The 21,483-nt window shown below is 69.8% G+C and carries 23 protein-coding genes; 22 read left to right on the top strand and 1 reads right to left on the bottom strand.

What is annotated here, in order from left to right; all coding sequences use genetic code 11:
* Positions 1 to 93: 93 nt before the first annotated feature.
* Positions 94 to 462, top strand: coding sequence for an Rv2175c family DNA-binding protein (locus tag DW309_RS13215; RefSeq protein ID WP_205812765.1), 369 nt, complete (start codon positions 94 to 96; stop codon positions 460 to 462).
* Between the two features lie 7 nt (positions 463 to 469).
* Here DW309_RS13215 and DW309_RS13210 read toward each other — a convergent pair whose 3' ends face one another.
* The gene (locus DW309_RS13210; protein WP_240753216.1) at positions 470 to 1,558 is read right to left on the bottom strand and encodes a polyprenyl synthetase family protein; all 1,089 of its coding nucleotides are present in this window, start codon (positions 1,556 to 1,558) and stop codon (positions 470 to 472) included.
* Between the two features lie 96 nt (positions 1,559 to 1,654).
* On the opposite strand from DW309_RS13210, the gene DW309_RS13205 reads away from it, so the two are divergent.
* From DW309_RS13205 to DW309_RS13105, 21 genes are all read left to right on the top strand, one after another.
* Positions 1,655 to 2,029 (top strand): SCO2097 family morphological protein, encoded by a 375-nt coding sequence (locus DW309_RS13205; RefSeq protein ID WP_136031304.1) that lies wholly within the window; start codon positions 1,655 to 1,657, stop codon positions 2,027 to 2,029.
* Between the two features lie 253 nt (positions 2,030 to 2,282).
* Positions 2,283 to 2,714, top strand: coding sequence for a division/cell wall cluster transcriptional repressor MraZ (mraZ, locus tag DW309_RS13200; RefSeq protein ID WP_136031306.1), 432 nt, complete (start codon positions 2,283 to 2,285; stop codon positions 2,712 to 2,714).
* 103 nt (positions 2,715 to 2,817) lie between these two features.
* A complete protein-coding gene (gene rsmH / locus DW309_RS13195; RefSeq protein ID WP_136045633.1) occupies positions 2,818 to 3,756 on the top strand; it encodes a 16S rRNA (cytosine(1402)-N(4))-methyltransferase RsmH in 939 nt (312 codons plus the stop codon).
* Positions 3,753 to 4,325 (top strand): cell division protein FtsL, encoded by a 573-nt coding sequence (gene ftsL, locus DW309_RS13190; RefSeq protein ID WP_136031310.1) that lies wholly within the window; start codon positions 3,753 to 3,755, stop codon positions 4,323 to 4,325. The genes rsmH and ftsL overlap by 4 nt, the downstream gene beginning before the upstream one ends.
* A 24-nt stretch (positions 4,326 to 4,349) precedes the next feature.
* A complete protein-coding gene (locus DW309_RS13185) occupies positions 4,350 to 6,119 on the top strand; it encodes a peptidoglycan D,D-transpeptidase FtsI family protein (protein WP_136031312.1) in 1,770 nt (589 codons plus the stop codon).
* Between the two features lie 27 nt (positions 6,120 to 6,146).
* Positions 6,147 to 7,559 carry a UDP-N-acetylmuramoyl-tripeptide--D-alanyl-D-alanine ligase gene (locus DW309_RS13180; RefSeq protein WP_136045632.1) on the top strand — a complete coding sequence of 471 codons (1,413 nt, stop codon included), beginning with the start codon at positions 6,147 to 6,149 and terminating at the stop codon, positions 7,557 to 7,559.
* Entirely contained in the window at positions 7,556 to 8,662 is a 1,107-nt protein-coding gene (mraY, locus tag DW309_RS13175) for a phospho-N-acetylmuramoyl-pentapeptide-transferase (RefSeq protein WP_136031316.1), read from the top strand. The genes DW309_RS13180 and mraY overlap by 4 nt, the downstream gene beginning before the upstream one ends.
* Positions 8,652 to 10,187, top strand: a complete 1,536-nt coding sequence (gene murD, locus DW309_RS13170) for a UDP-N-acetylmuramoyl-L-alanine--D-glutamate ligase (RefSeq protein ID WP_136031318.1) — start codon at positions 8,652 to 8,654, stop codon at positions 10,185 to 10,187. The genes mraY and murD overlap by 11 nt, the downstream gene beginning before the upstream one ends.
* Positions 10,156 to 11,361, top strand: a complete 1,206-nt coding sequence (gene ftsW, locus DW309_RS13165) for a putative lipid II flippase FtsW (protein ID WP_136031320.1) — start codon at positions 10,156 to 10,158, stop codon at positions 11,359 to 11,361. Before murD ends, ftsW begins: the two co-directional genes overlap by 32 nt.
* Complete coding sequence (locus tag DW309_RS13160; RefSeq protein ID WP_136045631.1) at positions 11,358 to 12,434, top strand: UDP-N-acetylglucosamine--N-acetylmuramyl-(pentapeptide) pyrophosphoryl-undecaprenol N-acetylglucosamine transferase; 1,077 nt, start codon at positions 11,358 to 11,360, stop codon at positions 12,432 to 12,434. Before ftsW ends, DW309_RS13160 begins: the two co-directional genes overlap by 4 nt.
* A 42-nt stretch (positions 12,435 to 12,476) precedes the next feature.
* Entirely contained in the window at positions 12,477 to 13,877 is a 1,401-nt protein-coding gene (murC, locus tag DW309_RS13155; protein WP_136045630.1) for a UDP-N-acetylmuramate--L-alanine ligase, read from the top strand.
* A 3-nt stretch (positions 13,878 to 13,880) separates the two neighbouring features.
* A complete protein-coding gene (locus DW309_RS13150; RefSeq protein WP_136045629.1) occupies positions 13,881 to 14,798 on the top strand; it encodes a cell division protein FtsQ/DivIB in 918 nt (305 codons plus the stop codon).
* 161 nt (positions 14,799 to 14,959) lie between these two features.
* A complete protein-coding gene (ftsZ, locus tag DW309_RS13145; RefSeq protein WP_136031329.1) occupies positions 14,960 to 16,108 on the top strand; it encodes a cell division protein FtsZ in 1,149 nt (382 codons plus the stop codon).
* Between the two features lie 8 nt (positions 16,109 to 16,116).
* Complete coding sequence (locus DW309_RS13140) at positions 16,117 to 16,812, top strand: YggS family pyridoxal phosphate-dependent enzyme (protein WP_136045642.1); 696 nt, start codon at positions 16,117 to 16,119, stop codon at positions 16,810 to 16,812.
* Positions 16,813 to 16,855: 43 nt separating this feature from the next.
* Positions 16,856 to 17,329, top strand: coding sequence for a cell division protein SepF (locus tag DW309_RS13135; RefSeq protein WP_136031331.1), 474 nt, complete (start codon positions 16,856 to 16,858; stop codon positions 17,327 to 17,329).
* A gap of 3 nt (positions 17,330 to 17,332) precedes the next feature.
* A complete protein-coding gene (locus DW309_RS13130) occupies positions 17,333 to 17,632 on the top strand; it encodes a YggT family protein (protein WP_136031333.1) in 300 nt (99 codons plus the stop codon).
* Between the two features lie 181 nt (positions 17,633 to 17,813).
* Positions 17,814 to 18,407, top strand: a complete 594-nt coding sequence (locus DW309_RS13125; protein ID WP_136031335.1) for a DivIVA domain-containing protein — start codon at positions 17,814 to 17,816, stop codon at positions 18,405 to 18,407.
* A gap of 96 nt (positions 18,408 to 18,503) precedes the next feature.
* Entirely contained in the window at positions 18,504 to 19,064 is a 561-nt protein-coding gene (gene lspA, locus DW309_RS13120) for a signal peptidase II (protein ID WP_240744563.1), read from the top strand.
* Between the two features lie 2 nt (positions 19,065 to 19,066).
* A complete protein-coding gene (locus DW309_RS13115; protein WP_136045628.1) occupies positions 19,067 to 19,987 on the top strand; it encodes an RluA family pseudouridine synthase in 921 nt (306 codons plus the stop codon).
* A gap of 56 nt (positions 19,988 to 20,043) precedes the next feature.
* Positions 20,044 to 20,616, top strand: a complete 573-nt coding sequence (locus DW309_RS13110) for a GNAT family N-acetyltransferase (protein WP_136031339.1) — start codon at positions 20,044 to 20,046, stop codon at positions 20,614 to 20,616.
* 121 nt (positions 20,617 to 20,737) lie between these two features.
* Positions 20,738 to 21,343, top strand: a complete 606-nt coding sequence (locus DW309_RS13105; RefSeq protein WP_136037292.1) for an RNA polymerase sigma factor — start codon at positions 20,738 to 20,740, stop codon at positions 21,341 to 21,343.
* Positions 21,344 to 21,483: the final 140 nt, after the last annotated feature.

Genomic DNA, 21,483 nt, shown 5'->3' with positions numbered 1-21,483 from the left:
CTGACACGGATGTATAGAGATGTCAACAGAAGTGACACATGTGAACAGTGTGACGCGAGTGCTGAAATGCGTCAGGGACGCCGAGGTGAGATAGTGGGCATCGTGTCTGAGAACGTTGCCGCCTCACCCGAAGCCGCCCCCGTCGAGTGGTTGACGCTGCCCGACCTCGTCGAGGTCCTCGGTGAGCCGCTGGGACGCGTGCGTCGACTGATCGACGACCATCACCTGGTCGGATCGCGTCGTACCGGTGTCTTCGCCGTGCCGTCCGTGTTCATCGTCGACGGGCACCCGCTGAGTTCGCTGCGCGGCACGGTCATCGTGCTGCAGGATGCGGGCTTCAGCGATGACGAGCTCATCGACTGGCTTCTGGCGGAGGAGGAGAGCCTCGGCCGTTCGCCCATCGCGTCGCTGCTCGCCGGCCACAAGAGCGAGGTCCGCCGACTCGCGCGCACCCTGGCCTGAGCGGGCTTCAGGCAGAGCGCACTGTCGCGGCTCGCCCGAGGTCGCGGAGCTCGCCCACGGCGGCGTTGTCGAGCGGAGCTCCGGTCAGCGCCCTGTCCGCCTCGCGGGCGTAGGCGGAGATCATGTCTTCCACCCGTGCGAGCGCGCCGGAGTCCGCGATGGTCGACTGCAGAGCGGCCACCTGCTGCGCACTCAGGGCCGGGTCGCCGAGCAGCTCATCGAGGATGGTGCGTGCGGGCGCGTCGAGCGCCTCGCGGGTCAGCGCGACCAGAACCGTCCGCTTGCCCTCTCGCAGATCGTCGCCGGCCGGCTTGCCCGTCACGCTGCTGTCGCCGAAGACGCCCAGCACGTCGTCTCGGAGTTGGAACGCCATCCCGACCGGGTGACCGAAGCGCCGCAGCGCTGCGAGCTGCTCGTGGTCTGCGCCGGCGAAGGCGGCACCGAGGACGAGCGGCTGCTCGATGCTGTACCTGGCCGACTTGAGCGAGGCGATGCGCAACGCGCGTTCCGCGTGCTCCTCCGCCGGATTGACGCTCCAGGCGGACTCCTCTGCGATGTCCAGGAACTGGCCCGTGGTCACATCGCGTCGCATGCGGGCGTACTCCCCGCGCACGGCGCTCGCGTGCGGATGGCCGTCGAGGGCGGCTTCGAGCAGGTCGTCGCTCCACGCCACCAGGAGGTCGCCGAGCAGAACGGCCCCCGCGCGACCGAAAGCCTCCGCGTCTCCGCTCCAGCGGGCGCCGCGGTGCGACGCCTCGAGGGCGCGATGGGCCGCGGGGCGACCGCGCCTGGTGTCGGAATTGTCGATCAGGTCGTCGTGCACGAGGGCGGCGGATTGGAAGATCTCGAGGGCCGCGCACAGATCCCACAGGCGGTCGTCCTCGGTGGCCGTGCGCTCGTGGAAACGGGCGACGGCACGCCACCCGGCATGACAGAAGCGCGCGCGCAGTCGCTTGCCACCCGCTAGCGTGCTCGCCGCCATGTCGAGGAACGCGCCCGCATCCGGCCCGTAGGCCGATGACTCCTCCCGCATGCGTGCGAGGAAGCCGTCCAGTCGGGCGGCGACGGCGTCGGGGACGGGAGAGGCTGACGGCACGACTCCCAGCATACGTAAAGGAAGGGAGGGGCCTGACGCTGGCCCCGGACGCCCGTCGAGCGTAGACTGGAGTGCACCATACCCGAGGGGGACGAGATGCCACTCTCCGAACAGGAGCAACGTCTGCTCGACGAGATGGAACGCCATCTCCTTCACAATGACGCCGATGTGGTGAGCGCGCCGTCCGGTGACCGCGCACTCAGCTATCGCAACCTCGTCTACGGGGCGCTCCTGCTGCTCGCGGGCGTCGGCGGTCTCGTCGTCGGTGTCATCCTCGGCGATGTCTGGGGTGTGGTGGTCGGGGTCATCGGGTTCGCGGCCATGCTTGCCGGCGTCATGCTCGCGGTCACCCCCGTGCGTCGCTCGGCGCCGGCCGAGCCGCGTCAGCGCTCGACCGCGAAGCGACAGGACTCCTCCTCCTTCATGGATCGCATGAACGATCGCTGGGATCGCCGCCAAGACGGACGGTGACCCGCCTCACCTTCTCTGAGAAGCCCGGATGCTCTGCATCCGGGCTTTTTCCGTGTGTGGACTCTTTCCTCCACTGGGCCTCCACGACCCTCCACTGACGCTCCACCCCGCTCCACCGCGTAATCACGCGGTTCTCTGGCGCGCCGGAGTCCTTCGAGCAGAATCTACGGGCATTAGTCATAGGAAAGTGGAGCAAAGTGGAGTAAAGTGGGGCGCACCTCGAGTTGGCCGGACGGAGAGGGGGTGAAGGCCGATGCTGCTGGGCACGCACTCACCGAAGCTGGACGACAAGGGACGGGTCATCCTTCCCGCGAAGTTCCGCGAGGACCTGGGCGGCGGCATCGTCGTCACCCGCGGTCAGGAGCGCTGCCTCTACGTCTTCAGCACGGCCGAGTTCGAGGCGATGCACGAGCGGATCCGTCAGGCGCCGCTCGCGAACAAGCAGGCACGTGACTTCATGCGCCTGTTCCTCTCCGGAGCAAGCGCGGAGATGCCCGACAGCCAGAACCGCATCACCATCCCCGCCCACCTGCGTCAGTACGCCGGTCTTCAGAAGGAGCTCATCGTGACCGGAGTCGGTGCTCACGCCGAGATCTGGGACGCCGAGAGCTGGAACGCCTACCTCGCCGCTGGTGAGGAGTCCTACGCCGAACTGGAGCAGGAGGTGATTCCGGGACTGTTCTGACCACGGCTGTGATGCCCCGCCGCTCCCGCCCCGACACACTTCCCCGGTGCCGGGTCGCGAAGCGGAGGGGGATCAGAGCCGAAGGTCGGACCCGAGAGAGATCATGAGCCTCCGCGACATCCACACCCCCGTCCTGCTCGACCGCTGCGTCGAGCTGCTCGCGCCCGCCCTGCAGGAGGACGGCGCCGTCCTGGTCGACGCGACCCTCGGAATGGGCGGCCACTCCGAGGCGCTGCTGGAGCGGTTCCCCGGCATCCGCCTGATCGGGCTCGACCGCGACACCGACGCGCTGCGGATCGCGGGTGAGCGGCTCGCCCGGTTCCGCGATCGCCTCACCCTGGTGCACGCCGTCTACGACGAGATCGGCCTGCACGCTCAGGGCGCCGCGGGCATCCTGTTCGACCTCGGGGTCTCCTCGCTGCAACTCGACGAGGCCGCGCGCGGTTTCGCGTACGCCAAGGATGCTCCGCTGGACATGCGGATGGACCAGACGAAGGGCGTCACCGCCGCCGACGTCATCGCGACCTACAGCGAGGGCAACCTGCGGCGCATCTTCGAGCGCTACGGCGAGGAGAAGCTCGCGGGCCGCTACGCCCGATTCATCATCGAGGCACGGCAGAGGCAGCCGATCCTGCGGTCGGGCGAACTCGTCGACATCCTCGTCGCTGCCACGCCCGCGGCCGCCCAGCGCGCTGGACACCCCGCCAAGCGGGTGTTCCAGGCGCTGCGCATCGAGGTCAATGCGGAGCTGAACGTGCTCGCCGACGCGATCCCGGCCGCGATGGACGCCCTCGCCGTCGGCGGGCGCATCGTCGTGATGTCGTACCAGTCGCTGGAAGACCGCCTGGTCAAGCAGGCGTTCGCGGCCGCGTCCGCGTCCACGGCCCCGGCGGGGCTGCCGGTCGAGCTCCCGGAGCACGCCCCCCGCTTCCGCATCCTGACCAAGGGCGCGGAGCTCGCCGACGACGAAGAGCGCGCCCGCAACCCGCGGGCGATCCCGGTGCGCCTGCGCGCCGCTGAGAAGGTGCGGGAGAGCGCATGAGCATGAACGCAGTACGCACGGCGGCCCGTCCGCTGCCCTCCGAGGCGCCGCAGCGCGCACCGAAGCGGCGACTGCAGCCGGTCACCACCCCCGCGGTCCGCCGCAAGCCGAAGCTGGCCTATGCGCTCGTGGCCCTGGCCGGCGCCCTCGCCATCGGCGCGGCGCAGGTCGGATTGTCCCTCGCGATCACGCAGGACTCGTTCACCCTCGCGGGCCTGTCGTCCCAGCAGCGGGAGCTGGATCTGCACACGCACGCCCTGCAGGAGGAGCTCACCGGCCTGAGCTCGCCGCAGGTGCTCGCCAGCAGCGCGGCCGCGCTCGGGATGGTCGTCGCCGGTTCCCCCTCGTACCTCCGGCTCAGCGACGGCGCGGTCTTCGGCACGGGGTCGGGAGCCGACTGGACCTCGACCGTCGACCCGAACGGCGCGGCGGCCGTCGGGAACGTGCTGATCACCGAGAACGCACCGCCCGCGGAGCAGACCGCGCAGGGCGAGGACGGCGTCGCGCCGCCCGCGCAGGATCTTCCGCCGGCCATCACCGACGGCCTCCCCAGCCCCACCACCCACTGATCGCAACGACCACGGAGAGATCCCATGACGACACGAGCCACGCGCGGACCGCGGCGACGCACTGTCGTCGCTCTGGCGGTCATCCTCTCGGTCCTGGTGGCGTTCGTCGTCCGCCTCGTCGACATCCAGGTCGTGAGCGCCGATGAGCACGTCTCGCAGTCGCTCGAGCACATCGGGGCGGGTTCCGCCATCCCCGGCCAGCGCGGCTCGATCGTCGACTCCGGGGGCACCGTGCTCGCATCGAGCGTCATGGTCTACGACGCCCAGCTGAGCCCGCAGGTGATCATGCTCGTCGAGGAGAAGAACCCGAAGCTGCCGTGGGCCGAGGCCTCGGACAAGATCGCCGCGATCACCGGTCAGACCGGCGAGGAGGTGCGGGCGCTGGTCTCCAACGCCCTCGCCGAGAACCCGAACAGCCAGTACGCGCCGCTCAAGAAGGGCCTGAACACCGAGCAGTACATCGCTCTGCGCGACCTCGGCATCGGCTCCTACCTGTCGCTCAAGCCGCGGGAGACGCGGGTCTACCCGAACGGTGCGGTTGCCGGGAACATCCTCGGCTTCCTCGACAACACGGGGGAGGCGAAGGCCGGCGTCGAGCAGCTCGAGGAGACGTGCCTCGCGCCGGTCGACGGTGAGGAGACGTACCGCAAGGGCAAGGACGGCGTCGTCATCCCGGGCAGCGAGAAGGTCGTCGACGCCGTGGACGGCGGCACCGTGCAGCTCACGATCAACAGCGACCTGCAGTGGTACCTCCAGCAGATGATCGGCGAGGAGGCGCAGAAGCAGGGCGCCAAGGGCGGCACCGTGACGGTCGTCGAGGTGGCGACGGGCAAGATCCGCGCTGCGGCCGAGTGGCCGGCGATGGACCCCAACGACCTCGACTCCTCCACGCCCGAGACGCGCTACAGCCAGATCTTCCACCGAGACTTCGAGCCGGGATCCACGTTCAAGGCGATCACCGCCGCGGCCGCGATCGAGGGCGCGGGTCTCACGCCCCTGAGCACGGTGACCGCCTCGTCGCGCGAGACGTTCCCGAACGGTGCCGTCATCAACGACGCCTTCTCGCACCCGGCCTACAACTACACGCTCGCGGGCGGCCTGATCGACTCGTCGAACGTCGCACTGTCCAAGTTCGGCACCATGGTGTCGCCCGAAGTGCGCTACGACTACCTGCAGCGGTTCGGCGTCGGCCAGAAGACGCTCGACTTCCCGTCCGAGGTGTCCGGCCTGCTGCACCCCGTCTCCGACTGGGACAGCCAGTCGCTGTACACGACCACGTTCGGCCAGTACTTCACGGTCACCGCGCCGCAGCTCGCCGGCGCATACCAGGCGATCGCGAACGGCGGCGAGAAGATCGACCTGTCGCTGGTCGAGTCCTGCACCGGCGCGGACGGCACGGTCTCCGAGGTGAAGAAGCCCGAGCACGAGCAGATCGTCGCACCGCAGACCGCGGCCGACCTCACCCGCATGCTCGAGAACGTCGCGGTCCAGGGCGGCAACGCCGATCGCATCCAGGTTCCCGGCTACCGCGTGACGAGCAAGACGGGTACCGCACAGGTCTCCGACGGCAACGGCGGATACAAGGCCGGCGTGTACTACACGAGCATGGTGGGCTTCGCTCCGGTCGACGATCCGCAGTACGTCGTCGTGGTCACTCTCGACGAGCCGACTAAGGTTGTATCGTCCGCGGCCACCGCATCCGCCTTCCAGAAGGCGATGACGCAGGTGATGAAGACCTATCGCGTGATGCCGTCCTCTGTCCCGATGGACGCGCTCCTCCCCAAGTTCGGATAGTCGGCGAGAGCCGCGCATGGAGATGACATGATCGCCCTGACGCTCGCTGAGATCACCGCCGCTGTCGGCGGTGATCTGCGTGTGGCCGGAGAGCACACCCCCGAGACCGTCGTCGACGGCCTGGTCGACACCGACTCGCGCACCATGCGGCCGGGATCGATCTTCGTGGCGAAGCCCGGCGCGGAGACCGATGGACACCGTTTCGTCGGTGCGGCGGTCGAGGCCGGTGCCGTGCTCGCGATCGTGGAGCATCCGGTCGACGTGCCCGTCAGCCAGATCGTCGTCTCCGACGCCGTGGTCGCCCTCGGCGAGCTGGCGCGCGCGGTCGTGGGCCGCGTGCGCGCGGGCGGTGGGCTGCGTATCGTCGGCATCACCGGGTCCAACGGCAAGACCACGACCAAGAACTTCCTCGCACGCATCCTCGCCGACGAGGGGGAGACCGTCGCCCCGATCAACTCCTTCAACAACGAGGTCGGTGCCCCCGTCACGATGCTCCGCGTGACCCACGACACCCGGTACCTCGTGAGCGAGTTCGGGGCGGCCGGCCCGGGGAGCATCGCCCGCCTCGCCGGACTCGTCGAACCTGACCTCGTCGTCGTGCTCATGGTGGGGCTCGCGCACGCGGGCGGCTTCGGCGGCATCGAGGCCACGGCCAAGGCGAAGTCCGAGCTCGTGTCGGCGGCGCGGGTTCCGGGCACCGCCGTGCTCAACGCGGACGACCCCCGGGTGTGGGCGATGCGCGAGCTCGCCGAGCACCGCGGCCTTCGCGTCGTCGGCTTCGGTCAGTCCGACGCGGCCGAGGTTCGCGCCCACGACATCGTCGTGTCCGCCTCCGGGACGACCTGCACGATCGAGGTCGCGGGGGAGCGCCGCCCGCTGCGGCTCCGCGTGCTCGGCGCTCATCACGTGACCAACGCGCTGGCCGCCCTCACCGCGGCCGTGCAGCTCGGCGTGGCACCGGCCGACGCGATCGCCCGCCTGGAGACCGTCGAGATCGCCGAGCGCTGGCGCATGCAGCCGATGGGCAACGATCGCGTGCGCATCATCAACGACGCCTACAATGCGAGCCCCGACTCGATGGCCGCCGCTCTGCGCACGCTCGCGCAGATCACCGGCCCGGACGAGCGCACGGTCGCCGTCCTGGGGGCCATGAGTGAGCTGGGCGACAGCGCGGGCGAGGAGCACGACCGCATCGGTCTGCTCGCGGTGCGTCTCAACATCCGCCGCATCGTGGTGGTGGGCCCTGAGGCGCGCCGCCTCTACCTGGCCGCGGTCGGCGAAGGCTCCTGGGACAGCGAGGCCGTGCATCTGCCCGACCAGGATGCGGCGTTCGAGTACCTGCGCACGGAGCTGCGCGACGGCGACCGCGTGCTGGTGAAGTCATCCAACTCCGTGGGCCTGCGGCATCTCGGCGATCGTCTGGGAGAATTGTTCTCGTGAGGTCACTCATCATGGCGGCGGCGATCTCGCTCGCCTTCACCCTGTTCCTGACCCCCGTCTTCCTCCGGCTCTTCCGGAAGTGGGGCTGGGGGCAGGTCATCCGCACCCCCGAGTCCGTGCACAACCCCAGCCACGAGGCCAAGCGCGGAACACCGACCATGGGCGGCGTGATCTTCATCCTCGGCTCCATCGTCGGCTACTTCACGGGCGTCCTGGTGAGCGGGGAGACACCAGCGCTGTCCGCGATCCTGGTGATCTGGCTCATGGTGGGCTTCGGCGCGGTGGGCTTCATCGACGACTACATGAAGGTGCGCAGCCAGCGCAGCCTCGGCCTCTCCGGGTGGCGGAAGGTGATCGGCCAGCTCCTGGTCGTCATCCCGTTCGGCATCGTGGCGTTGAACTTCCCGAACCGCTGGGGTCAGACACCCGCGAGCGCCTCGATCTCGCTGTTCCGCGACATCACGTGGCTCAACCTCTTCGCCTTCGGTGTGGTCCTCGGCTGGATCCTGTACCTGGCGTGGATCGCGATCATCGGCGTGGCCACGTCCAACAGCGTCAACCTCACCGACGGCCTCGACGGGCTCGCGGCCGGTGCCGGCGTGCTCGTCGTCGGCGCCTACAGCGTGATCGCGTTCTGGCAGTTCAAGCAGCCCTGCATCGGCGGCGACCCCGGCGCGCTCGGCGGATGCTACGAGGTGCGCGACCCCTTCAACCTGGCGATCATCTCGGCCTCGTTCGCCGCGAGCCTCATCGGCTTCCTGTGGTGGAACGCCCCGAAGGCGAAGGTGTTCATGGGCGACGTGGGCTCGATGGCGATCGGCGGCGTCGTGACCGCGATGGCGATCCTGACGCGCACCGAGCTGCTGCTCCTCGTGATCGCCGGCGTCTTCGTCCTCTCGTCCGGCTCGGTCATCCTGCAGCGGGCGTACTTCAAGGTCACGCGCGGCAAGCGACTGTTCCTCATGAGCCCGTTCCACCACCACCTCGAGATGCGCGGCTGGTCGGAGGTCACGATCGTCGTGCGCATGTGGATCATCGCCGGCCTGCTCGCGGTCTCGGCGATCGGACTGTTCTACGTGGAGTGGCTGACCCGTGTCGGCTGAGCGTCTGGCCGGACTGACCAGCTGGAACGCGGACTGGTCGGGGCTGCGCGTCGCCGTGCTCGGACTGTCGATGACCGGCTTCTCGGTCGCGGACACCCTGGCGGAACTGGGCGCCGACGTGCTCGTGCTCAGCGAGTCGGCGGACGAGGAGTACGCGCGCCTGCTGCCCGTGATCGGCGCGACCCTCGAGCTGGGGTCGCTCGCCGAGGTGCCGGAGGCCCTGCGCGCGTTCGAGCCGGAGGTGGTGATCGCGTCGCCGGGCTTCTCGCCGTCGCACCCCGTGATCCGCTGGGCGCAGGACGCCGGCATCGCGCTCTGGGGGGACGTCGAGCTCGCGTGGCGGGTGCGGGACAAGGTGCTCCGCGCCGACGGGACCCCGGCCGACTGGGTGCTCATCACCGGCACCAACGGCAAGACCACGACCACGCAGCTCACCGCGACGCTGCTGGTCGAGGGCGGCCTGCGTGCGGCCCCATGCGGCAACATCGGGGTGCCCGTGCTCGACGCGGTGCGCGACCCGGCCGGCTTCGACGTGCTCGTGGTGGAGCTGTCGAGTCATCAGCTCTGGTACCTCGGGCTGTCGCAGCCGGAGGGGGAGCTGTTCCCGTACTCCGCCGTATGTCTGAACCTCGCCGACGATCACCTCGTGTGGCACGGCAGCGCGGAGGCCTACCGCGACGCGAAGGCCCTGGTGTATCGCAACACGCGCGTGGCCTGCGTCTACAACAAGGCCGACGTGGCCACGCGCCGCATGGTCGAGGAGGCCGAGGTCGTCGATGGCGCCCGCGCGATCGGCTTCGACCTGGGCATCCCCGGCCCGAGCGACCTCGGCGTGGTGGAGGGGCTGCTCGTCGACCGGGCATTCCTCGACGACCGCGCCCGCAGCGCCCTCGAGCTCACCACCGTCGCCGAGCTCGAGTCCGCTGGACTCTCGGCGCCGCACATCGTGCAGAACATCCTCGCCGCCAGCGCACTCGCCCGGTCGCTCGGCGTCGAGCCGGAGGCGATCCACTCGGCCCTGCAGGGCTTCCACCTCGACGCTCACCGCATCCAGGTGGTCGCGCGCCACGCCGGCATCACCTGGGTCGACGACTCCAAGGCGACGAACCCGCACGCGGCAGCCTCCTCGCTGCGGGCGTACCCCGGAGCGGTGTGGGTCGTTGGCGGTGATCTGAAGGGTGTGGACATCTCCGAGCTCGTGGCCGATGCCGGGGCGTCCGCCCGCGCGGCGGTCGTGATCGGTGTGGAGCGCGGCGATGTCGTGGCGGCATTCGGGCGACACGCGCCGGCGGTGCCGGTGTTCGAGGTCGACGCTGGCGACACTGGACAGGTCATGAACCGCGTGGTGGAGATCGCCGCGGGGATCGTCGAAGACGGGGGCACCGTGCTGTTGGCCCCGGCCGCGGCGTCCTTCGACCAGTTCTCCGGCTATGCGGAACGTGGCCGCCGCTTCGCCGAGGCGGTACGTGAGTGGATCGAGCGGGGGAGCGCCGATGACGCAGGTGGCTCGCCCTCCGCGCTCTGAGTCGGGCGGCCTCGCGGCCCGGGTGTCTCTGGGGCGCCGGTTCACGCCGGTGTCGACCGAGTTCCTCCTGATCGCGTCGACCGCGCTGCTCCTCACGATCTTCGGCCTGGTGATGGTGCTGTCGGCCACCAGCGCGACCGCCGTCGCGAACGACCAGAACCCGATGGACGGCGTGCTGCGCCAGGGCGTCTTCGCCCTGCTGGGCATCCCGCTGATGTTCCTCATCAGCCGTCTGCCGATCGCCTTCCTGAAGCGCATGGCCTGGCCCGCGCTGTTCGGCGCGGTCGCCCTGCAGCTGCTGGTGTTCACGCCTCTGGGCATCGCGGACGGCGGCAACCGGAACTGGATCCAGATCGCCGGGTTCCAGATGCAGCCGTCCGAGTTCCTCAAGCTCGCGCTGGCCCTGTGGATCGCCGCGGTGCTGCTGCGCAAGCAGACCATGCTGGGCACCTGGCACCACGTGTTCATCCCGGTCGTGCCGGTGGGCGCTCTCGCGATCGGGACCGTGCTGGCGGGCAAGGACCTGGGCACCGCGATGGTGATGGTCCTGATCCTGCTCGGCTGTCTGTTCTTCTCGGGCGTCAAACTCCGGCTCTTCATCATCCCGATGATCCTCGGCGTGGTCGCGGTGCTCGCGTACGCACTGTCCAGCGAGGATCGGATGCGGCGCATCACCGCGACGTGCGACGACATGGCGCTCTACTACACCGACTGCTACCAGTCGATCCATGGCATCTGGGGCATGGCCTCTGGCGGCATCTTCGGGCTCGGCCTGGGCAACTCGCAGGAGAAGTACGGCTGGCTGCCCGCCGCGGGCAACGACTTCATCTTCGCGATCGTCGGCGAGGAGCTCGGCCTGATCGGCTGCATCGTGGTGCTGGCGCTGTTCACGTTCTTCACGGTCGGCGCGTTCCACATCATCCGCAAGACGCCGGACCCCTTCATCCGGGTCGCCGCGGGCGGCATCACGGTGTGGATCGTGGGCCAGGCGGTGCTGAACATCGGTGTGGTGATCGGTGTCTTCCCCGTGATGGGCGTGCCGCTGCCGTTCATGTCGCAGGGCGGGACGGCGCTGTTCGCCGTGCTCGTGGCCTGCGGTGTGCTGCTCGCCTTCGCCCGGACGATCCCCGTCTCGGAGAAGCAGTCAGGTGCGCGGGGTAGGGTCGCTCGGTGACCTCGTATCTTCTCGCCGGCGGTGGCACCGCCGGCCATGTCAACCCGCTGCTCGCGGTCGCCGATGCGTTGCGCGAGCGTGACCCCGAGGCCACGGTCCTGGTGCTCGGGACGGCCGAAGGCCTGGAGTCGCGGCTGGTGCCGGAGCGCGGGTACCAGCTGCTGATCGTCGACAAGGTGCCGTTCCCGCGGCGTCCGAACGCGCAGGCAGCGGCGTTTCCCGGTCGCTTCCGTCGTGCGATCGCTCAGGTGCGTCAGCACATCCGCCGTCACCGCATCGACGTGGTGGTCGGCTTCGGCGGGTACGCCTCGGCTCCCGCGTACGTGGCGGCGCGCCGCGAACGGGTGCCGTTCGTGGTGCACGAGGCGAACGCCAAGCCGGGTCTGGCGAATGTGCTCGGCGCCCGGGCTGCCGCAGGGGTGGGCGTCGCGTTCGAGGGCACACCGCTTCGCCGTGGCGAGGTCGTCGGCATGCCGCTGCGACGTGAGGTGATCGCGCTCGACCGTGCCGCGACGCGTGCCGAGGCGGCGGAGCACTTCGGCCTCGACCCCGCACGACCCGTCCTGCTCGTGTTCGGCGGTTCCCTCGGAGCCCAGCGGCTGAACGACGCGATCGCCGATTCCTGGCGCGACATCCTCGACGCCGGGTGGCAGCTGCTGCACGTGACGGGGGAGCGCAGCGACCTCGAGGATCCCCGCGTGCCTGGCTATACGCTGCGCCGCTACGTGGACCGCATGGACCTCGCGTTCGCCCTGGCCGATCTGATCGTGTCGCGGTCGGGTTCGGCCACCGTGAGCGAGGTCAGTGCTCTGGGCATTCCCGCGCTCTACGTCCCGTACTCGGTGGGCAACGGCGAGCAGCGGCTCAACGCCGGCTCGGCGGTGGCAGCGGGAGCAGCCGAGCTGCTCGACGACGCCACCTTCGACGGCGACGCGGTGCGGCGGCTCGTCGTGCCCCTGCTCGGCGATCCCGAGCGTATCGCGCGCATGGCGGCGGCCGCGGAGAACGTCGGTACCAGGAACGGTACGGAGAACGTGATCCAGCTGATCGACCGTGCCCTCGGTGCGGCGTGACTCCGGCGTCCCGACCGGAACGAAAAGTAGACTGAAGCGGACATGATCAGACCCGACCTCTCCCTCCCCCTTCCCGAGACGATCACCTCCGCGCACTTCATCGGCATCGGCGGCTCCGGCATGAGCGGGCTCGCCAAGATGTTCCTCGACGCCGGCATCCGGGTGTCCGGAAGCGACCGCGCCGACAGCGACAACCTGCGTGCCCTGGCCGCCGCGGGCGCGACCGTGCACGTCGGTCACGACGCCGCGCACCTGGGCGACGCCGACACCGTGGTGCACACCGGTGCCATCTGGCCGGAGAACCCGGAGTTCGTGACGGCGAAGGAGCGCGGTCTCCACGTCATCCACCGCTCGCAGGCGCTGCACTGGCTGATCGGATCGCGACGCCTGGTGTCGGTCGCGGGGGCCCACGGCAAGACCACCTCGACGGGCATGATCGTGACCGCGCTGCGCGAGCTCGGGGCGGAACCGCACTTCGTCAACGGCGGCGTGATCGAGCAGCTCGGAGTGTCCAGCGCCACCGGGAGCGGTGACCTGTTCGTGATCGAGGCCGACGAGTCGGACGGCACGTTCCTGCTGTACGACACCGCGGTCGCGCTCATCACGAACGTCGACCCCGATCACCTGGACCACTACGGGTCGGACGAGGCCTTCCACGACGCGTTCGTGCGGTTCGCCGACGCGGCCTCGGAAGCCGTCGTGATCTCCAGCGACGACCCCGGTGCGCTGCGGGTCGGGGCGGGGCTGTCCCACCCCCACGTGCTCACGTTCGGTGAGGCGGAGAACGCGGATGTGTGCCTGACCGACATCGTCACGGACGGACCGGTCGCGGCGACTCTGGTGTACGCGGGGGAGCAGGTGCGCATGCAGCTCGCCGTCCCTGGGGCCCACAACGCGATCAATGCGACCGGTGCCGTCGCGGTGCTCGTCGCGCTCGGCTTTCCGTTTGCCGACGCCGTGCACGCGATGGAGGGCTTCGCGGGGACCGTGCGTCGGCTCGAACGCCACGGGGAAGAGCGCGGCGTCACGGTGTACGACGACTACTCGCATCACCCGACCGAGGTCAGGGCGGCGCTGGAGGCGATGCGCACTCTCGCCGGCGACGGCCGACTGATCGCGATCCAGCAGCCGCACACGTACTCCCGCACGCAGCACATGTATCAGGAGTTCGCCGATGTGCTCGAGCGCCTGGCCGACCACACCGTGATGCTCGACGTCTACGGCGCCAGGGAGGATCCGGTTCCCGGTGTCACCGGTGAACTCGTGAGCGGTGCGTTCCACGACCCCTCGCGCGTGCACTTCGTGGCGGACTGGCAGCAGGCCGCCGACTACACGGCCTCGGTCGCGCGCGCGGGCGACGTGGTCGTCACGCTCGGCTGCGGCAACGTGTACCAGATCATCCCGCAGGTGCTGGAGTCGCTGCGTCGGACCGACGGGGCGTAGCGCATGCGCCGGCCCGCACCGCTTCCGAGCGCTCCGGATGCCCCGGAGCAGGCGCCCGCCGCGCCGGAACGGACTGCGCGTGCGCGTCGCCGTGATCCGGAGCCGCCGATCCCGCTCGTCGATGAGCCTGCGGGGGAGGCCGTGCAGGATGACGGCGCGGAGCGTCCCACGTCGACGAGGGAGGTGTGGCGGGCGGCTCGCGCTCGTCGCAAGGCGCTGCGCGCGGAGATCCGCCGCTTCACGCAGCGGTCACGTCGGCGCCGGATCGTCTGGCTCAGCAGCCTGGGTGCCCTCGTGCTGCTGGTGGGCGGGAGCGTCGCGGCGGCGTACAGCCCGCTGTTCGCGGTCGAGCGGATCACGGTCGCGGGGGCGACGACGATCGATCCTGCCGTGATCGAGGCGGCGCTGAGCGACCAGGTCGGCACCCCCCTCGCGCTCGTGGACACGAGTGAGGTGAAGGCCGCTCTCCTGGCGTTCCCGCTGATCGAGACGTACTCCCTCGAGGCGCGCCCTCCGCACGACCTGACCGTGCGCATCGTCGAGCGGACGCCCATCGGGGTGATCTCGTCGTCGGCGGGCTACACGCTGGTGGATGCGGCGGGTGTGGCGCTGTCGACGACGGCGGAGCAGCCCGCGGGTCAGCCGCTCGTGGAGACCGAGGGCGGGGTGGATTCGGCCGCGTTCCGCAGCGCCGGCCTGGTGGTGCGTGCACTGCCGGAGGGGATCCGCACGGCGCTGACGGAGGTGAGGGCGTCGACCGCGGACGATGTGACGCTCACCCTCAGCACCGGGCTCACGGTCGTGTGGGGGAGTTCGGAGGAGTCGGGTTTGAAGGCGCTCGCGCTGTCGGCGGCGCTCACCGCGAACCCCGAGGCGTCGTCGATCGACGTGACCTCGCCGGACGTCGCGGTCGTCGGCTGACGGCTTTCGGCGGGAATGGGGCGACACGCCCGTGTCGCTGCGCGCGCGCGGCCGGGCGGCGCTTACCTTCGATCTGAGAGAACGCAATACCGGGAAATACTTTACACCTCTAGTTGAGGTTTAAGGTTCCCATCCAAGGCTCGACTAATCGGAGGCCGGCCATGAGCCAGAACCAGAACTACCTCGCCGTGATCAAGGTCGTCGGCGTCGGCGGTGGCGGCGTCAACGCCGTCAACCGCATGATCGAGCTCGGGCTCCGCGGAGTCGAGTTCATCGCCGTGAACACCGATGCGCAGGCGCTGCTCATGAGCGACGCCGACGTCAAGCTCGACGTCGGCCGCGAGCTCACGCGCGGTCTCGGGGCGGGTGCCGACCCGGAGGTCGGTCGCCGTGCTGCGGAAGACCACGCGGAGGAGATCGAGCAGGCGCTGACCGGCGCCGACATGGTGTTCGTCACCGCCGGTGAGGGCGGTGGCACCGGAACCGGTGGCGCGCCCGTCGTCGCCCGCATCGCCAAGTCGATCGGCGCCCTGACGATCGGTGTCGTGACCAAGCCGTTCTCGTTCGAGGGTCGCCGCCGCCAGAGCCAGGCGGAGGCCGGCGTCGCCAAGCTCAAGGAAGAGGTCGACACCCTCATCGTGGTGCCCAACGACCGCCTCCTGGAGATCAGCGACCGCGGCATCTCGATGATCGAGGCCTTCGCGACCGCCGACCAGGTGCTCCTCGCCGGTGTCCAGGGCATCACGGACCTCATCACCACCCCCGGTCTGATCAACCTCGACTTCGCCGACGTCAAGTCGGTCATGCAGGGTGCGGGATCCGCGCTCATGGGCATCGGGTCGGCGCGCGGCGCCGACCGGGCCATCAAGGCCGCCGAGCTCGCGGTCGAGTCTCCGCTGCTGGAAGCCTCGATCGAGGGTGCGCACGGCGTGCTCCTCTCGATCCAGGGTGGCTCGAACCTGGGCATCTTCGAGATCCATGACGCCGCGGACCTGGTGAAGGAGGCCGCGCACCCGGAGGCGAACATCATCTTCGGTACCGTCATCGACGACACGCTCGGCGACGAGGTGCGCGTCACGGTCATCGCCGCGGGCTTCGACGGCGGGGAGCCGTCGCTGCGCCTGGACCCGATGGTCGTCTCCCGGCCGTCCACCGCATCGCTGCCGGAGGTCGCCCTCTCGGACGAGGCCGAGAAGCCCGCGGAGACGCCCGCCACCGAGTCGGCCCCGGCACCGCAGCGCACGCCGGCCACCAGCATCGAGCCGGCATTCGCCGACGACGACATCGACATCCCCGAATTCCTGAAGTGACGGCTCCGATGGGTGCTCCGGCGCCATCGGAGCTCGCGGCGCGGCTGTCGGCGATCGACGAACGGATCGCCGACGCCGCGCGCGCGGCCGGTCGCGCACCGGAGGAGATCACCCGGATCGTCGTGACGAAGTTCCACCCGGCGGCTCTCGTGCGCGAGCTGCACGCCCTTGGCGTCTCGGCGGTGGGGGAGAACCGCCAGCAGGAGCTGACCGCGAAGGCCACGGAGCTCGCCGACCTCGACCTGCAGTGGCACTTCATCGGCCAGGGGCAGACCAACAAGGCGGGGGCCATCCGGCGCAGCGCCGACGTGGTGCACTCCGTCGACCGCGACCGCTTCGCCGACGCGTTGCATCGAGCGGCCGACGGCGACGATGTGCTCGACGTGCTCGTGCAGATCAATCTGACCGACGACCCGGGTCGCGGCGGTGTCGCACCCGACGCGGCGACCGCTCTGGCCGAGCACGTGCTGTCGCTGCCGTCGCTGCGGCTGCGCGGCGTCATGGCCGTCGCGCCGCTGGACGAGGAGCCCGCCTCCGCGTTCGCGCGGCTCCGGGGCATCGCCGACGGCATCCGCACGATCGAGCCGACGGCCACGTGGATCTCGGCCGGTATGACCGGCGACTTCGTCGAAGCCATCGCCGCCGGCGCGACACACCTGCGCATCGGTTCCGCAATCACGGGACCGCGCCCCGACCGGGGTTAACCTGTGACAAGACCAGCCCGAGACGTTCGAACCGGAGGACACGATGGGTAACCCGCTGAAGAAGACCATGGTGTATCTCGGCCTCGCCGACGAGGAAGAGGTCTACGAGGAGGAGACGCAGGCACCCGCCCGCGCCCACCGTGAGCGCGAGCGCGAGCGTGAGGAGCCGACCCCGGCCCCCGTCACGCCCCTCCGTCGTCCCGTCGCCGTCCGTCAGCCCGCAGCAGGAGCCGTGAACGAGATCCTCACCGTCCACCCGAAGCAGTACCGCGACGCGCAGCTCATCGCGGAGAACTTCCGCGAGGGCGTCCCGGTCATCATCAACCTCTCCCAGATGAGCGACGCCGACGCGCGGCGCCTCATCGACTTCGCGAGCGGTCTCTCCCTCGGCCTGTACGGCCGCATCGAGCGCGTCACCTCCAAGGTGTTCCTGCTCTCGCCGGAGAACATCGCGGTGTCCGGGCACGGGGGAATCGCGCACGCGGACGCCGAGTCCGCGGGCTTCGACCACTCCTAACCCGTGCAGCTGGTCTCGGTCCTCGCCAGCATCGTCCACCTGGTGCTGCTGCTGTACATCTTCGTGCTCTTCGCGCGGCTCATCCTCGACTACATCCCCCTGTTCAACCGGGAGTGGCGTCCGAAGGGATTCGGCCTCGTCGCCGCGGAGGCCGTCTACACGGTCACCGATCCGCCGATCCGGTTCTTCCGGCGGATCATCCCGCCGCTGCGCATCGGGCAGCTGTCGCTCGATTTCGGGTTCGCGCTCACCCTGCTGGTGGTGCTGATCCTGATGAACATCGTCCGGCTCTTCATCCGCTGACGCCGTGGCGTGTCGCGCCTCAGGGCGCCGCTGAGTTCGCCGAGCCTGGGTGTCGCGGCGTCGCGAGGCCAAGGCTCGGGGGCTATGCTGGCACCCAGGTGCGCGCCCCGGGTTCGCGCCACATCACGAACACGCCATACATCGGTACTGGCAATCGAACTCATCGAAAGAGGAGCCACCCATGGCACTTACCCCGGATGACGTCGTCACCAAGCAGTTCCAGCACGTCCGCTTCAAGGACGGCTTCGACCCGGACGAGGTCGACGACTTCCTCGACGAGATCGTCATCGAGTGGCGCAAGGCCCTCGAGGAGAATGCCGAGCTGAAGGCCAAGCTGGCCGCGTACGAGTCCGGTGCCGCGCCCGCCGCCGCCGAGACCCCCGCCCCGAAGCCGGTGGCCGCGCCCGCCGCCGAGGCCACGCCCGCCGAGCCCGCTCCGACCGGTTCTGCCACGGCGACCGCCGGGATCATCGAGCTCGCCCAGCGTCTGCACGACGAGCACGTCGCCGAGGGTGAGGCCAAGCGCAACGCGCTCATCGCGGAGGCGGAGACCGAGGTCGCTCGCATCCGCACCGAGGCCGAGGCCAAGCAGCGGGAGGAGTCGGCGCGTCTGGAGCGCGAGCGCAACACGCTCGAGGCCCGCATTACCGAGCTCCGCAACTTCGAGCGCGACTACCGTGCTCAGCTGCGCGGCTACATCGAGGGTCAGCTCCGCGACCTCGACGAGAAGTCGGCTTCCACGGACTCCACGCCCGTCTCCGCGATCGGCCTGTAAGGCGTCGCGTTGACAGGACGTCGTCCCCTTCGTCGGTCGGCGGCCGGCGCGCTCGTTGCGATTCTCGCAGCGGTCGTGCTGGCCGCCGATCAGTTTGTGAAGTACCTCACCATCGAGCACCTTCCGCTGCACGAGGTCGTCCCCGTGCTCGGGGAGTTCCTGCAGCTGTATTACATCCGCAACCCCGGAGCGGCGTTCTCGCTCGGGTCCGAGGTCACGTGGATCTTCACGATCGCCCTCGCGGTCGTCGCGGGAGTGATCGTCTGGAAGGCCTTCGGCCTGAGGTCCCGGTTGTGGGCCGTCGTCCTCGGCTGCCTGCTCGGCGGTGTGCTCGGCAACCTCAGCGACCGGCTGTTCCGCGAGCCCGGGTTCCCGGTCGGCCACGTGGTCGACATGATCTCCATGCCGTGGATGATGCCCGCGATCTTCAACGTCGCCGACATCTTCATCGTCACCGGCATGATCTCGGTGGCACTGCTGGTGGTGTTCGGCCTGCGCTTCGACGGCACCCGCGAGCGCGACCACGCGCCGGTGGAGACCGATGAGGACGCGGAGGCCGTCGCGGCCGAGCACGAGGCTGCGGTGAGCGAGAGCGATCGCGTCGTCGACGGACGCGCGTCGGCCGAGGCGGGGTCGTCGTCTCCCGAGGAGCGCTGAGCGTGGAGTCGCGCTCTCTCCCCGTCCCGGACGGGCTCGACGGCACGCGCGTCGACGCGGCCCTCGCGAAGCTGCTCGGCTTCTCGCGGACGTTCGCGGCGGAGGTCGCGGCGAGCGGCGGTGTGCGGCAGGACGGCGCGACGCTCGACAAGTCGGACCGTCTGCACGGCGGGGCCTGGCTCGAGGTGGAGTGGCGGCCCAAGGAGGCACCGAGGATCGAGCCGATCGCGGTGCCCGAGCTGGGCATCGTGTATGACGACGACGACATCGTGGTGGTCGACAAGCCCACCGGGGTCGCCGCCCATCCCTCGCTGGGCTGGGAAGGGCCCACGGTCGTCGGGGCTCTGGCCGCCGCGGGTTTCCGGATCGCCACGAGCGGGGCTCCGGAACGGCAGGGCGTGGTGCATCGGCTCGATGTGGGCACGAGCGGGCTGATGGTCGTCGCCAAGAGCGAGAGCGCGTACACCGCGCTCAAGCGCGCGTTCAAGGAGCGGACGGTCGAGAAGATCTATCACGCGGTCGTCCAGGGACACCCCGACCCGCTCGTCGGCACGATCGACGCGCCCATCGGGCGCCACCCGAATCACTCGTGGAAGTTCGCGGTCGTGCCGGACGGCAAGCCATCGGTCACGCACTACGAGACGCTCGAGGCGTTTCCCGGAGCCTCGCTGCTGGAGATCCACCTGGAGACCGGGCGCACGCATCAGATCCGCGTGCACATGGCCGCGCATCGTCACCCCTGCGTCGGGGACCCGCTGTACGGCGCCGACCCTACGCTGTCCGCACGGCTCGGGTTGACGCGACAGTGGCTGCACGCCCACCAGCTCGCGTTCGCGCACCCGACCACCGGCGAGTGGGTGCAGTTCGAGTCGCCGTATCCGGCGGACTTCCGGCACGCGCTGGACGTGCTGCGCGGGGAGTAGGGGCTGTCCCGGGGTGCCGCGCGCGCGGTGTCGGTGGTGTGCGCCACACTGACCGCATGAGCATCGTGGTGCGCCCCGCGACCGTCTTCGACGACGTCGCGACACTGGTGGGTCCGAAGAAACCGACGTCGAACGTCTGCTTCTGTCTCAGCTATCGGATCGGCAACAAGGAGAACGTGTCCCTGCGCGGGCAGGCTCGTGCGGATCGCGTGCGCGAGCTGTGCCACCAGGACCCGCCGCCGGGCGTCATCGCGTATCTCGACGATGAGCCCGTGGGGTGGGCGGCTCTGCATCCCCGGCGTGACACCAGCTTCGCGCGCAATCGCCTCATCCCGCACGTCGACGATCTGGACGTCTGGTCGCTGTGGTGTTTCCGCGTGCGCCCGGGATTCCGCAAGCAGGGTGTCTCGCACGCGCTGATCGACGGCGCGGTCGCGTACGCCAGGGAACGCGGGGCTCCAGCGATCGAGGGATATCCGGTCGACAACGCGGGGGAGAAGGTGAACCTCACGATGGCGTACGTGGGGACCCGCTCCCTGTTCGAGGGTGCCGGCTTCACGAAGGCCGCCGACACCGGGTCCGTGCTCGACGGGTTCCCCCGGGTGCTCATGCGCCTCGACCTGCGGTGACGGGCCGTCGTGGAGTGACCGACCGGGTGAGTGAGGACCGGGGAACGCGCGGCGGATCGGTCGTCGACGGGGCGCCGCGACGAGTTTCGAACCGGATCGTGCTTCTGAGGCAATACATAGTGTGAGCACAGACAGCGAGATCATTCAGCGGTCGCTCGGGCAACCCCGGGCGTTCGCCGAACTGTTCGACAGACACGCCGGCGCGGTGGGTGGCTATGCCGCCCGCCGCCTCGGGATGGATGCCGGAGAGGACGTCCTCAGCGAGACGTTCCTCGTCGCCTTCGCGCGGCGGTCGTCGTTCGACACGTCCTGGGACTCTGCACTCCCGTGGTTGTACGGCATCGCGTCGCGGCTGATCAAGAAGCACAGGGCGCGCGAGGCGAAGCACCTGCGCTCGGCGGCGCAGTCGGCGGCGCGTGAGGAGCACATCGCTCACGGCGACCTCGACGGGACGATCGCCCGGCTCGACGCCGAGCTCTCGACCCGTCAGCTCGCTCCGCTGATCGCCGCGCTGTCGGCGAAAGACCGCGAGACTCTTCTGCTCTACGCCTGGGGCGACCTGAGCTACGAGGAGATCGCGCTCGCCCTCGGCGTTCCCGTGGGAACGGTGAGGTCCCGCATGAACCGGGTGCGGACACGGTTGGATCCGGCGCGCGCCCGCGGTCGGAACACGATGGTCACGGAGAAGAAGGGAGAAGTCGATGGACGTTTTCGAGCGCGTGCGTGAGGTCAACCGGGGGGCCGGCCTCAGCGAGGAGCACCTGACGTCGGCCAGGGCGCGGCTTCTCACGGGGATCGACGCGGGGGTGCCGGCCGAGCGGGCACGGAGGGTGCGCCGGCCGCTGTTCCTCGTCGCCGGGGCGGTCG

The sequence above is a fragment of the Microbacterium sp. K41 genome, from assembly GCF_004794395.1.
Classification (GTDB): domain Bacteria; phylum Actinomycetota; class Actinomycetes; order Actinomycetales; family Microbacteriaceae; genus Microbacterium; species Microbacterium sufflavum.
Note: the sequence above shows the minus strand (reverse complement) of the source record. Positions and strands in the feature narration are given on the sequence as shown.